Source organism: Streptomyces cadmiisoli (genome assembly GCF_003261055.1).
GTDB classification, from domain to species: Bacteria; Actinomycetota; Actinomycetes; order Streptomycetales; family Streptomycetaceae; genus Streptomyces; species Streptomyces cadmiisoli.
This window is the reverse complement of the sequence record NZ_CP030073.1, coordinates 1032006-1044866: the sequence shown is the minus strand read 5'-3', so window position 1 is coordinate 1044866 and position 12861 is coordinate 1032006. Positions and strand designations below refer to the sequence as shown.

Annotated in this window: 9 protein-coding genes and 2 pseudogenes; 6 read left to right on the top strand and 5 right to left on the bottom strand. The window is 69.3% G+C overall.

The window, feature by feature from the left end; all coding sequences use genetic code 11:
• Positions 1–340: 340 nt before the first annotated feature.
• On the bottom strand, positions 341–1957 hold the full coding sequence (locus DN051_RS04135; protein WP_112438006.1) for an ADP-ribosyltransferase domain-containing protein: 1617 nt from the start codon (positions 1955–1957) through the stop codon (positions 341–343).
• A gap of 189 nt (positions 1958–2146) precedes the next feature.
• Between DN051_RS04135 and DN051_RS04130 the strand changes: the two genes are divergently transcribed.
• A complete protein-coding gene (locus tag DN051_RS04130; RefSeq protein WP_053757772.1) occupies positions 2147–2824 on the top strand; it encodes a macro domain-containing protein in 678 nt (225 codons plus the stop codon).
• Positions 2825–3020: 196 nt separating this feature from the next.
• Here the strand turns inward: DN051_RS04130 and DN051_RS04125 are convergent.
• A pseudogene (locus DN051_RS04125) lies at positions 3021–3920 on the bottom strand (AraC family transcriptional regulator); the annotation flags it as partial.
• Between the two features lie 114 nt (positions 3921–4034).
• Between DN051_RS04125 and DN051_RS04120 the strand changes: the two are divergent.
• The gene (locus DN051_RS04120) at positions 4035–4997 is read left to right on the top strand and encodes an SDR family NAD(P)-dependent oxidoreductase (protein WP_112438004.1); all 963 of its coding nucleotides are present in this window, start codon (positions 4035–4037) and stop codon (positions 4995–4997) included.
• 187 nt (positions 4998–5184) lie between these two features.
• On the opposite strand, the gene DN051_RS04115 is transcribed toward DN051_RS04120, so the two are convergent.
• A complete protein-coding gene (locus DN051_RS04115) occupies positions 5185–5856 on the bottom strand; it encodes a YoaK family protein (RefSeq protein ID WP_162624842.1) in 672 nt (223 codons plus the stop codon).
• Between the two features lie 314 nt (positions 5857–6170).
• On the opposite strand from DN051_RS04115, the gene DN051_RS04110 reads away from it, so the two are divergent.
• Positions 6171–6950 carry an SDR family NAD(P)-dependent oxidoreductase gene (locus DN051_RS04110; protein ID WP_053757770.1) on the top strand — a complete coding sequence of 260 codons (780 nt, stop codon included), beginning with the start codon at positions 6171–6173 and terminating at the stop codon, positions 6948–6950.
• A gap of 181 nt (positions 6951–7131) precedes the next feature.
• Complete coding sequence (locus DN051_RS04105; protein ID WP_234388713.1) at positions 7132–7788, top strand: TetR/AcrR family transcriptional regulator; 657 nt, start codon at positions 7132–7134, stop codon at positions 7786–7788.
• Between the two features lie 229 nt (positions 7789–8017).
• Here the strand turns inward: DN051_RS04105 and DN051_RS04100 are convergent.
• Positions 8018–8727: pseudogene (locus DN051_RS04100) on the bottom strand (SDR family NAD(P)-dependent oxidoreductase).
• Positions 8728–9281: 554 nt separating this feature from the next.
• On the opposite strand from DN051_RS04100, the gene DN051_RS04095 reads away from it, so the two are divergent.
• Both DN051_RS04095 and DN051_RS04090 read left to right on the top strand, forming a co-directional pair.
• Positions 9282–9863, top strand: coding sequence for a TetR/AcrR family transcriptional regulator (locus DN051_RS04095; protein WP_112438002.1), 582 nt, complete (start codon positions 9282–9284; stop codon positions 9861–9863).
• A gap of 60 nt (positions 9864–9923) precedes the next feature.
• Positions 9924–10529 carry an HD domain-containing protein gene (locus DN051_RS04090; protein ID WP_053757767.1) on the top strand — a complete coding sequence of 202 codons (606 nt, stop codon included), beginning with the start codon at positions 9924–9926 and terminating at the stop codon, positions 10527–10529.
• Between the two features lie 162 nt (positions 10530–10691).
• On the opposite strand, the gene DN051_RS04085 is transcribed toward DN051_RS04090, so the two are convergent.
• Entirely contained in the window at positions 10692–12179 is a 1488-nt protein-coding gene (locus DN051_RS04085; protein ID WP_053757818.1) for a peptidoglycan D,D-transpeptidase FtsI family protein, read from the bottom strand.
• Positions 12180–12861 lie beyond the last annotated feature (682 nt).

The window sequence follows — 12861 nt, the reverse complement described above, 5'->3', positions numbered from 1 at the left end:
TTCAAACTGGAAGCTAGAGACGTGAGCATGCTCTGTCAAGGGACCGGTGTGCAGCCGTGCGACTGAAGGCGCTTTCTTTGCCTCAGTCGTTGACGCGACGGCGGACTGGGGGATAGCTTCCGAGCCCTGACCCGTTGAATCCTTTCATGCGGTTGGTGATCCGTCTCGTCCGAAGGTGCGGTGGCCAGGCCACACCACGCCCGCCACGCCGTGTCGTGCCGTACGGTGCCGTGCCGTCCGTGGGGGCGGAACGATCGCTACGGCCTGCCCGCTCCCGGATCGGTGACCACACCGCCCCGGCCGCCACCCCACTCGGGACGGCGGCCGGCGGCGACGCCGGTCAGGACACCAGGGTCTGCTCCTGCACCTCCGTCAGCTTCACGGTGCACAGACCGCCGCGCTCGGCCTTGACGTCCGTGACCTTCAACTGCGTTCCCGGCAGCAGGATGAACTCCTCCTCGCTGGTGAACGCGGAGAAGTCGCGGATGCTCACCGCTCGGGCGGGGACGACCTCGAACAGCGTCCGTTTGCCCCGGCCGCCGAGGAACGCCTTGGCCACGCCCAGCTCGGAGGTGCACGAGGAAACACCCCACCAGGTCACGGTCCGGCCGAGCGGGTACTGCGCACGCATGTCCAGGGCCACACCGCGCCACAACGGAGCTGTCCGCGCCGGGAGTTGTGACACCGCCGAGAACAGCAGGCGCAGGTAGGGCAGGTACGGGACGAGTCTGGTCCGGTCCGGGGTGCGCAGGACGGAGTTGATCTCCCGGTAGAACGTGGACTCGCACGTGTAGAGGTAGAGAGCCGCGATCGCTTCGGCGGACAGGCCGCCGGACGCCTCGTCGGCCCGCCGCTTGCCGAACTCGTGTGAACGGTCGACGTGATGGCCCAGTCCGGACAGCAGCCCGGCGACCGGGGCGACGGCCTCGCGGAACTCCATCAGCGGAGTGTCGAACATCCCGGTGATCGCGGGGAGGACGAGACCTTCGTCCTTGACCCCCGAGAGACGGTCGAGGTACAGCTGATGCAGTTCCATGGTGGACGCGATGAACGCGCCCATACGGTCCGCGACATCACCGCCGGCCTGACCGCTGCCCGCCGCGAGATTGTTCCAGCCGGTGCTCGGCAGCCAGTCGATCGGGTCGGCGCCCAGCGATGCGAGGGCGTTGTTCACCATCTCGAAGTGGTCGCCGTCGCAGAAGATGTCGCCCTGTGCCGCGGGATTGGCGTGGTCGATGTGCCGGACCTCGACCTCGGGATACTTCTTCTGGAGCTGGAGGACGACCTTCTTCAGGCTGCGCGCGTGCGCCCCCCACCACGCGAAGACGACCCCGCGGTCCTCCTCGTCGGCGCTCTGCTTGGCCTTGAGTATCTCCTCGACGACCCGCTCGGCGACCGGTCGCCAGAACCGGGTGTGCCGGTCGGTGCCCATCGCGCCGTCGCCGCTGGCCGTCAGCGCCGCGTTCAGCAGCAGCACGCCCTGCGTGAGCATCGCCTGGAACCACTCCGGCGGCTGCACGGTGTCGCGCTCCTTCAGCAGCGCGCGAATGTCGGCTATCGGGGTCTTCTTGGGAATCCCGTACTTCCACATCGCCGCCGCTTTGATGATGCAGCGGATGCTGACGACCCTGCCGAACTGGCTGTCCTTCCAGTCGTGGAAGGTGTTGTCGAACATGGCGATGCCGGTGGCGCTCTCCGGCCGCGGATACGGATTCTGGCCGAAGACCACGACCTTCCACTTGTGCGGCGCGTTGGGCTTCAGCGCCTGGAAGGTCAGTTCGCGAACAGGGACGACCTCCGGGCTGCGGCCGGGGCCGATGAACGCGGCAGCGTCCGGCTGCGCCTCGATGACCGGCTTCAGCAGCGGAAGCCATGGTTCACCGCCGCCCTTGAACAGTTCCGCGAGGGCGAGCGGGTCGTTGGGGTCGGGCGTGGCGGGGGTGCGGGCATCGCTCATGGTGGACGGACTCCGAGAGGTTGAACTGTCCTGGTGGAAGGACTGATCCGTAAGGTGCACAGGAGATTAGGGCAGCCCACTGACAGTCGCTTCCGACGCGTGCGGCCACCGGTCCGAGCGGCTGCGCTGTCAGTGGGTCGCGGTAGCGTCCCGATCAGTCGAGTGACCGCTTCCCGATCGGAGTTAGCCATGACTGTGGACCGCGTGCCGTCGCCGCTCAAGGTGGTGCTGACCGACATCAACACCGAAGTGGTGGAGGCCTGGCGAGCGGCGTTCGCGGACACCCCGGAGATCGAGATCCGTCGGGGCTCCCTGCTCGACGAGGACGTCGACGCCTGGGTCAGCCCCACCAACTCCCGGGGCCGGATGGACGGCGGGGTCGACGCGGTCGTCAAGCGGTATCTCGGCGCGGGAATCCAGCTGAGGGTGCAGAAGGCGATCCAGAGCCAGTTCGCCGGATCGCTGCCGGTGGGCAGCGCGGTGTGCGTGGCGTCCGGCGCGGTCAAGCCGAGATTCCTGATCTCCACACCGACGATGGAGACGTCGTCGCAGAACGTCAGCGACACACTGAACGTGGCCCTGGCCTGCGCCGCCGCGTTCCAGGCGATCCACCAGCAGAACAAGAGAACGCCGGGCAGCATCCGTTCGGTGGCGCTGGTCGGCATGGGCGCGCAGACGGGCCGGGTGCCGGCACGGGTGTGCGCCAATCTCATGTGGACGGGCTACACCCTCTTCAACGACCACTGCTTCGAGGACTACGACGACCTGCGCGGCACGATCGTCGCGCAGCTCGACGACCTCGAGAGCGCGCCGGTGGAGAAGCCGGTCCGCATAACGCCGTCCCCGCGCCGTGCGTCGACTCGCTGACAGGGCACTTGACCGATCCTCAGGTGCCCGGTCCTGACGGTCGTGGACCTCACCGGCACCGTGCCACGCCGTTCCGATCGGTTCGCGTCCGCGGTGCAGGTGGTGTCGGTGCCCGTCTCCCGCGCGCCCCTGCTGGGGACAGGCCCTGGTCCACCGTGCCCGAGTCCTCGTCGTGCGCCGGCCCGACGGCGTTCAACTGCCTTCGGTACGTGCTGGGTGAGATTCCCGTGACCCGTTTGAAGGCGACGCTGAGCGCGCTCTCCGACCCGTACCCGACGGAGCGGGCGACGGATGCAAGGGTTTCGGTGCCCTCCCGCAGCCGCCGGGAGGCGAGTTCGATCCGCCATCCGGTCAGGTACTCCAGGGGGGCCTGACCGACCGTGTCCTTGAACCGCGCGGCCAGCGTGGAGCGTGACACCTTGGCGGCCCCGGCCAGTTCGGCCACCGTCCAGGCGTGGGTGGGATTCTCGTGCATCGCCGCCAAAGCCTCGGCCACCACCGGGTCGGCCAGACCGGACAGCCATCCCGACAGTGCGTGGGGCCGCCGGTCGAGGTGCAGACGCAGGACATGGACGAGCATCACGACGGCCAGGTGTTCCGCCACGAGGGTCGAGGCCGGCGGCTTGCGCCGCAGTTCCAGGTCGATGGCGGTGAGCGCCCACTCCAGGGCCTCGGCCTGCTCGGTACCGGCAGGTACATGGACCACCGGGGGCAGTCCGTCGAGCAGCAGTTCCTGGGCCCGCTCACCGAAGGAGAAGCGACCACCGATCAGGAAGACGTCGTCGCCCGTTCCCGTGCGCGCCACGCCGCCGGTGACGTCCGCGAAGACGGAGGCCGCGTCGACCGGGGTCGCCTCCGAGTCGCTGCGCAGGGTGAAAGGCAGCGGGCGGGTGAGCAGGTAGCAGTCTCCTTCCGACAGGGCGATGGACTCGGGCAGGCCGTCGACTTCCAGGAGGCAGCTGCCCCGTCGTACCGCATTGAATTTCACACCGGGGGGTGCCTGGAACCGCACGGCCCACCGGCCTCCCGCCGCGAGGCTCGACGACAGGTGGCTGCGTGTCCGCAGCAGGGCCAGCACGTCCTCCAGCGGATCCATGGCACTCCTTCTGGACGATGGCTGAAGTATCTCGGACGTTGAATTGTAGATCGTCCGATTCGGCCATCGTACGGTGAAGTGCGTACGGACTCCGCATCTCCGGAAAGACCACTTGTGAACGCCGCATCCAGACTGACCACCCCCTTCCACTCCCACACCAGCGCCGCCGAGGTGATCGACGGCGTGGACCTCACCGGACGCCGCGCCGTGGTCACCGGCGGCGCTTCCGGTATCGGGGCCGAAACCGTCAGGGCCCTGGCCCTGGCCGGCGCCGAGGTCACCGTGGCCACCCGCCGTCCCGAGGCCGCCGAGTCGCTGGCCGCCGAGATCGCCGCCGTTCGCGGCGCGGGGAGCGTGCGAGCCGAGGCACTCGACCTGGGCGACCTCACCTCCGTCGACGCCTTCGCGCAGGCTTGGGAGGGTCCGCTGGACATCCTGGTCGCGAACGCCGGGATCATGGCCCTGCCGACCCGCGAGGTCGGTCCCGGCGGCTGGGAGCTGCAGCTCGCCACGAACTACCTCGGTCACTTCGCGCTGACCACCGCCCTGCACACCGCGCTGCGCGCCGCGGGATCGGCCCGCGTGGTGCTGGTCGGCTCAGGCGCCCACCGCAATGTGCCGTTCGACTTCGACGACCCGCAGTTCGAGGGGCGCCCCTACGATCCCTGGGTCGCGTACGGGCAGTCCAAGACCGCCATGGTCCTCTTCGCCGTCGGGGCCGACCGATGGGCGGCGGACGGCATCGCGGTCAACGCCCTGAACCCCGGGTACATCCTGACCAATTTGCAGCGCCATCTCGACGACGACACCATGCGCGCTTTCGGCGTGATGGACGACGAAGGGAACCTGACACCGCTGCCGTACTACAAGACACCCGCCCAGGGAGCCGCGACATCCGTACTGCTGGCCGCGTCACCGCTGGTGAAGGGCGTCACCGGCCGCTACTTCGAGGACAACCAGGAGGCCCGGGTCGTGGAGATCGACGACGAGGGCCCCGGCGGTGTCGCCCGGCACGCCCTCGACCGTCACGCGGCGGAACGGCTCTGGGCCTACGCCGCCGACGCCGTCCGCCGCTGATCGGACAGCCCCGCATCAACGGGCCTTCGCCCGAGTGGCCTGCCGGCCGCAGTTCGGGGCCGAGTGCGGCCCACTCGTCGCGCTCGTCAGCGGTCAGGGCCCAGAGAGTCCTACTTGCTGTGCCGGCCGTCGTCCACGGCCGGCGGGACTGACGCTGTGCTCGCCGTCGTCCAGTGCCGGGAGCGACCTAGTCGCTGTGCTCGGCACCGTGGTGGCGGCGAGCCGCGCTTCGTCCGCCGTACATCACGACTGCGAGGGCCGCGGCCACCAGCAGTACGGGTACGGCGGGGGCTGCCAGGCGGGCCCAGCGGACGGTCAAGCCGCCGATGGCGGCTCCGACGGGGAGCAGCAGCACGATCAGCGCGACATGTCTGTCGAACCGTCTGCGCGTCACGAAGTCCGTCACGACACCGGTCATGGCACCCGTCATATAGGCGGTGGTCAGTGCGCCACCGCTCGCCACTCGGATACCACCACTCTGACATCCCATGGCGAGACAACTGGCGGCGAGCAGCACCGCTTTCTCCACGGCTTGAGGCCTGCCGTCGACGACCAGCCAGAACGCCCACACGGCTGACAGCACGACGCACTCCACCGCCAGGGCCCCGCGCATGCCCGAGCGGACCCCGCGGCCGCTTCGTGCGGCAGCCGACCCGCCCAGCACCGCGCCCGCGAGATAGGCCACGATCGCCACCCCCGCCAGTTTCGCCATGGCCGGGTCGCCGTTTCCCAGTGCCAACCCCAGCAGTGCCGAATTGGCCGTCATCACGCTGGTGAAGACACCGCCGAGGGTCAGAAAGCCGATGGCGTTGACACACCCCGCGGCAGTGGTGAGCAGGACCTGTGACTTCGTTCCCAACCCCGGATCAGCGGGTCGGTCGCCTGAACCTGCCATCCCTCCTCCGTTCCGCCACGGCCGGAACCGCACCACATGCCGAGGAGGGTGAGAGCGTGCGGCCCGAGTCGACCGACTGGGTCGAAGGGCGCTCGTCGTACGCGGTGCGCACCTCGTTCAGCGGCGCGCACCCGGTTCAACGGTATAGCCGGACTTCCCGGCGCGCTCAGCACACCGGCCCGCGACCGCGGCGCGCGCCGCTTCGCCGCACCCGCATGTTGCCGGGTGTAGACTTAAGTCATGTCTACAGTCGTATACAAGAGGGAAAGGCTAGAGCGATGGATCTGAACCTGACGGGCCGCCGGGCCCTGGTGACCGGTTCGAGCTCGGGGCTGGGCGAGGCGATCGCCCGGCTGCTGGCGGCGGAGGGCGCCGAGGTCGTGGTGCACGGGCGGGATGAAACCCGGACCCGGAAGGTGGCGGACGAGATCGGCGCCGTCGCCGTGGCCATCGGCGACCTCGCCACGGACGAAGGTGCGGACTCCGTGGCCGCCGCCGCGGGCGAGGTGGACATCCTGGTCAACAACGCCGGATCGTACGAACACGTCGGCTGGGCCGAGGCGACGCCGGAGGCATGGGCCCGTACCTACGAAGTCAACGTGGTCTCGGGTGTCCGCATGATCCAGCGGTTGGTTCCGGGGATGCGCGGGCGCGGCTGGGGGCGGGTGATTCAGATCGGCGGCGGTCTCGCCTCGCAGCCGATCGCGACGCTGCCCCACTACAACGCGTCGCTCGCCGCGCGGCACAACCTGGCCGTGTCCCTCGCGCGGGAACTGGCGGGCACCGGCGTGACATCCAACGTGGTCGCTCCGGGGGCGGTCCTCGTCGACGCGGTGCAGGAACTGGTCACCGCGATCGCCCCGGAGCGCGGCTGGGGAGAATCGTGGGAGGAGATCGAGCGCAACGCCTCCCACGACTTCGTGCCCAACGACATCGGCCGCTTCGGCCGACCGGTGGAGATCGCGGGCGCCGTCGCCTATCTGGCCAGTCCGTACGCCGACTACATCAGCGGCGCCACCATCCGCGTCGACGGCGGCACGATCCGTTCGGTGTACTGACAACGCACCGTCGCCATCGGAACAGCGCCGGCAGGTCGACCACGCACGACGCGCGGTGCCGACCACGGACCCTGAGGGAGACGGACCCTGTAGGGCAACGGACCATGTGAGCCAACGGACAAGGTCAGCGACATGTATACGTCCGTAGAATTGCCGTCTGTGCTTGGCTACACTGCGCACCATGGACATGGACCTCCCCGAGCCGCCGACCAGCGCAACCGGCGCCAAGAGGCCCCGGAACGCCGCGGCCACGCGCGAGGCGATCCTGCGATCCGCGGTGGAGGCCTTCTCCCGGTTCGGCTACGACGGTGTGGGCGTGCGTGAGATCGCCAGGGCGGCGGGTGTGACCGCCATGCTGGTCAACCGCTATTTCGGTTCCAAGGAGCAGTTGTTCGCCGAGGCGGTGGAGGTGTCCTTCGCCCCGCGCACGGTGGTCACGGGTGACCCGCGGGAACTGAGCCGGGACGTGGCCCGGGCGCTCGTGGACCGAACGGCCCCCGAAGCAGGCCATCTTGATCCGTTCCTGTTGATGCTTCGGTCCGCGTCCAACGAGAGAAGCGCGGAGATCATGCGGCAGGCCATCGAGAGGCACGTGGGGCGGGATCTGGCGAACCTGCTCACGGGAAGCGGTACCCAGGAGCGTGCGGGCCTCGCGCTTTCGCTGATCGCCGGGTTCTGGTTGATGCGAAAGATCATCGGCGATACGGCGCTGGTCCAGGCCGAAAGCGATGCTCTGGCCCGGCAGTTGGAGAGTGTCCTCGAGCTGCTGTTCCAGGATCCCGCGCATGCAGTCCAGTCGGATGGCCAGGGCGCGCGAGCCCTTCCCGGATCGCCTTGACCGGTGGCGCCTGTCTTGCGAACGCCGGCTGCGTGCTGGCCGCGGCTGCGTGCTGACCGCGCAACTGGGCGGCGGGGTCGCGGGAGTTCGGGTGACCCCTTCTGGCACCTGTGCCCGGCGGGCGGGCGAGCCGACGGCCGGTCGACCGGAACTGCGTCACCGGTCGACCGGCCCGCGGTGCCCCGCACGGTGTGCGGGCTCGAGAAGGTCCAAGCGCGCGGACGCCGACTCAGTAACCTGCGGTCAGCGCGCCGTCGATCGCTAGAGCCGCTCCGTTGATGAACGGGCTTTCGTCGCTGATCAGGAACGCGGTGAATGCGGCGATCTCGGCTTCGTCGGCGGCTCGGCCGGCGGGCTGCTTGTCGAGGAGGATGGCGGCGGATTCCGGGCTGCTCTCCACGTGGCTGCGCCAGAGCGGGGTGTTCACCAGACCCGTCACCAGGGCGTTGACCCGCACGCCCCCCTGGCCGCGTCGAGCGCGGCCGATCGGGTCAGGCCCAGGACACCGTGCTTGGCGGCCGTATAGGCGATGGCCGAGGGGTCGCCCACCACGCCGACCACGGACGCGTTGTTGACGATGGAGCCGCCACCACTGGCCACGATGGCCGGGATCTCGTGCTTGAGGCTGTAGAAGACGCTGGTCAGATTGAGCGCGATGACGCTGTCCCAGTGGGAGGCGTCCATGCTCCGGAGCGCTCCCCGGCTGTTGCCGCCACCCGCGTTGTTGAAGGCGCCGTGCAGACCGCCGAACTCCTTGACCGCGACATCGACCAGGTGGGCCAGTTCCTCCTCGACCGTCACATCCGTCGGGACGAAGAGTGCCTTCCCGCCCTCCCGGGTGATCTCCGCCGCGGTTGCCTCGCCCCGCTCCCTGTCGCGCGCTCCGATCAGCACGGTCGCGCCCTCGGACGCGGCTCGCCGAGCGAAGGTCGAACCCATGCCGGAGGTACCTCCGGTGACGATGATGACTTTGGACTGCAAACGCTTGGACATGTGTCTCCGTTCAACATCCGGCACGGCCGAGCCATGGGTCTGCCGGGAGGGAGGGATCGCGGTGCGGGCGCATGGATCCACAGGATTCGCAGGTTTCCCGAGCCCATGCTTCCGGACCCTACCGCTATCAGGAACGAACGGTCGATAATGAATTGCTGTGGCGGCCGGGAGGAGGGTGCTGTGGGTGATCGGATCGCTTTGACCTGCGGATTGATGCCCGAACAGCGCAGTGCGGCGGGGGTGTCCGGCGCCCTCGGGTTGGTGTGTTTGGTGCATGCGCCGTGCCCGATCGGTGGTCGGCCAGGGGTGCTCCGTCCGGCTCCGTGAGGGCCTCGCAGGCTTCGTGCTCGCGACTCTCGGCACTCGGCGCAGGGTGTGAAGCGGTCTCGGTGGTGAGCGGGGGTGTGGGTGGGTGGAGGCTGTGGAAAGTCTTTGCACCACCCCTGTCTTCGCTATTGAAAATCTTTACCGTTCGTTCAGGTTTGGCGTATGGTCGCGGTATGGCACGCACCAGGGAGTTCGACACCGAAAGGGCTGTGGAGGCGGCGATGAACGCCTTCCGCTGCAACGGCTACGACGGCACGTCCATCCAGGACCTGGTCGATGCCACCGGTGTCGGTCGTGGCTCGCTCTACGCGGCCTTCGGCAGCAAGGAAGGCCTGTACCTGGCTGCCATGGACCGCTATCGGGAGTGCTACGCCCTGCCGCTGGTCCAGGTGCTTCACGATGGCGCCCCCGGCCGTGAGTTGCTGCACGAGGTGCTCGTGGCGGCGGTCGACGACATCGTCCGCGACGGCAGCCGGCGGGCCTGTCTGATCGTCGGCGCGGCCGTGGGACGGATCTCCCAGGATCCCCAGGTCACGGCCCATGTGCAGTCCACCACGGAGCTGCTGGAGGACGCCCTCCACCAGGTCGTCGCCGAGGCCCAGGACCATGGGCAGCTCACCGGCAAGCACGACGCGCGGACCCTGGCGCGGTACTTGATCATGACAATGCACGGCCTGCGGGTCATGGGCACGTTCAACCCCGACCGCGCGTCGCTCATGGAGATCGTCGAGACCGCCCTCGACGCTCTGGACTGACCTTTCGACACCGGGTGGCCTGCGCCCCATGAGGGGCGTGCGAGACATGGAGGATGCGAAGTGAAGGTCTCCTTCGGGGGAGTGGTTGCCGACGCCGCGCTCGAGCACGTGAGTTCCGTACTGAAGCCCGCGATCGTCAACCACAGCGTGCGCGTGTGGCTGTTGGCCGACCTCATGGGCCGGCGGGAAGGAATCGACGCCCGGGAACGGGAAGCGCTGGCCGTGGCGTGTCTGTTTCACGATGCCGGGACGTCCGACGCGTACGACGGTCCGCAGCGTTTCGAGGTCGAGGGCGCGGACGCCGCGCATGCGTTCCTGGCCCGGCACGACTGGCCCGAGCCGCTGATCCAGCAGGTGTGGGAGGCCATCGCTCTGCACACCTCGCCCGGTATCGCGGAGCGCATGGGGACGCTGTCCAGGCTCGTGCGGCTGGGTGTGCTGGCCGACTTCGGGGCGATCGACCCGCCCGAGGGGGAGGACGCCGAGGAACTGGCGGAATCGCTCGGGCTCTATCCGCGGCTGGACATCGAGACCGTGCTCGCCGACGCGGTGGTCGCGCAGGCCCTGCTGCGTCCCGAGAAGGCCCCGCGCGCCACGTGGCCGGGTGGCCTGCTCGCCGCTCATCTGGCCGACCGAGAGCACACGGGTGTCAACCCGGCGTTCTGAGAACGCGCGACACATCGAGGGAAGCGGTCCGTTGCGTGAGCTGCGGTGAGCGCGCCTCACCGGGGGCCGTCACGGGGCGAAGTGAGCACCTCGCGAGGTCCGGGAGCACCCCGGCCGCCGGACTGGGCCGGCGGCCGGGGTGTCCACGGCTCGCGCACGGCCTCAGTCCTGGAGTACGGCCTGCATGACGCTGCGGGCTATGGGGGCGCCGAGGCGGCCGCCGGAGATGTCCTGCCGGGAGATGTCCATGTCGGTGGGATCGATGAAGACGGCGACCGCCACCGACCGGCCGTCCGGGCCCTTGCCGTACGAGACGAACCAGCCGTACGGGACCTCGTCGGCGACGTTGACGCCACGCTGCGCAGTGCCCGTCTTGCCGCCGACGGTGATGCCGTCGATCAGGGCGCGCTGCGCACTGCCCTTCTCGGCGGTGAACTCCATCATCTCCTGGACCTGCTGCGCCGTGGCCGGGGACACCGCTTCGTCCAGGGCGACGGGCTTGGCCTTCTCCAGGGTGTTGAGGTCCGGTCCTCGTACCTCGTCGACGACGTAGGGCTGCATCAGCTTGCCGTCATTGGCCAGCGCGGCGGTGACCATGGCCATCTGCATGGGCGTGGAGGTGAGACTTCCCTGGCCCATGCCCGTGAGTGCGGTTCCGGGCTTGTCGAGGTCGTTGGGGTACAGGCTCTTCGTCGCCCGCAGGTCACCGAGCTCGGCGGAGTACACGTCCTCGTTGAAGCCGAACTTCTCGGCCGTCTCCCGCATCTTCTCCTGGCCCAGTTCGGCGGCGAGGTCGAGGAAGACGTTGTTGCACGAGTACTGCATCGCCGTCTTCACGGACGCCTTGTTGCACAAGGCGTCACCCGCCTCGCTGCCGATCTTGTTGGTCGACTGGGGGAGCGGGTAGGGCGACACGGCGTCCGTGGGGGCGTCGATGTCGGTCACGATTCCGTGCTCCAGGGCCGCCGCCGCCGTGACGATCTTGAACGTCGATCCGGGCGGGTAGGTCTCACGCAGCGCACGGTTGGCCATGGGCTTGCGCTTGTCCTTGTCGAGCGCGGCGAACTGGTCCGCTTCCTTGAACGTGTTGCCGGCGAACAGGGAGGGGTCGTACGACGGCACGGAGACCATGGAAAGCACCTTCCCGGTGCTCGGGTCCAGGGCCACGACGGCGCCCCGCGCTCCCTTGAGGTCGCTCAGACCCTTGTACGCCGCCTTCTGCGCCTCGGGGTCGATGGTGGTGACCACCGAACCGGCCCGCCGGCCCTTCCCCGTGACGACGTCGGCGACGCGCTGGAAGGCGAACCGGTCGTCCTGGCCGCTGAGGACGCTGTCGTAGGTGCTCTCCAGCAGCGACACCCCGTTGGCCTGTGACGCGAACCCGGTCACCGGCGCGTACATGGGTCCGTTCACGTAGGTGCGCTTGTACAGGAATTCGGCACCGGGGACCTTCTTCGAGCCGGTGACGGCCCGGCCGTCGACGATGATGTCGCCGCGCACCGAGGCGTACCTCTCGATGACGACGCGGCGGTTCTTGGGGTCGGTGGCCAGATCGTCGGCGGTCGCGTACTGCAGCCAGTTCGCCCTGAGGAGCAGGGCGAGAACCGTCAGGCCACAGAAGATCGCCACCGCCCGTATCGTCCGGTTCATCGTGACGCCTCCGACACACAGGAGCACACGATCGGCTCGTCAACGCGGGTCTCGTACGGCCATGTTGGCACATACATGCGGATGTGCAGCATGACGTCACCCTAGACGACGGATCGTGGGCGACCGCCTCGCCGGTCGCCCCGGCTGCCTCGGCGGAGCCGGCGACGCGGCGGCGTCGCCGTCAGGATGCGGCAGGCCGATGGACGCGCCCGCCGCACCCACGGCCACCGCCGCGCCGACGGCCGGTGTGACGGCGCCCCCGGCGACGCGCCCCCCGTTCCGGGCGCGAACGGGGTCGGCTGACCGGGTCAGGCCGTCGGCGCGCAGCCGTCGCCCCGTCGCCCGCCGCGCCCCGGGAGCAGCTCGGCGTGGCCCGTCACGCCGGTCCGCGCATGGAGGGTGTCCAGGTCGCGCAGCAGTCGGTCGATGGACAGGGTCGGTGGGATCGGTCCGCGCTGTCGGCGGTGGCCGGGTCGTGGCCGGAGGTGGGACGGTCCGCGCCGTCGCCGCAGCCTCAACTGCCTTACGTACAAGGTGTGTTCAGTGAGGGGCGTCTGGTCGCGGTGTCCGGACACGCACGGTCCGCGGCGACCAGGAGGGCTCGATGGGCCCAGGCGGCCTGTGGGGCCGGCCGCGGAGACCGGCCGGCGGTCCCGGGTGCGGGCCGGGGTGTCGACGGCAG

Bases quoted from the DNA above. Each gene is read 5' to 3' on its own strand.
- DN051_RS04095 (WP_112438002.1), top strand. From the start codon at position 9,282: ATGGCACGCACCAGGGAGTTCGACACCGAAAGGGCTGTGGAGGCGGCG.
- DN051_RS04135 (WP_112438006.1), bottom strand. From the start codon at position 1,957: ATGAGCGATGCCCGCACCCCCGCCACGCCCGACCCCAACGACCCGCTC.
- DN051_RS04085 (WP_053757818.1), bottom strand. From the start codon at position 12,179: ATGAACCGGACGATACGGGCGGTGGCGATCTTCTGTGGCCTGACGGTT.
- DN051_RS04130 (WP_053757772.1), top strand. From the start codon at position 2,147: ATGACTGTGGACCGCGTGCCGTCGCCGCTCAAGGTGGTGCTGACCGAC.
- DN051_RS04105 (WP_234388713.1), top strand. From the start codon at position 7,132: ATGGACATGGACCTCCCCGAGCCGCCGACCAGCGCAACCGGCGCCAAG.
- DN051_RS04110 (WP_053757770.1), top strand. From the start codon at position 6,171: ATGGATCTGAACCTGACGGGCCGCCGGGCCCTGGTGACCGGTTCGAGC.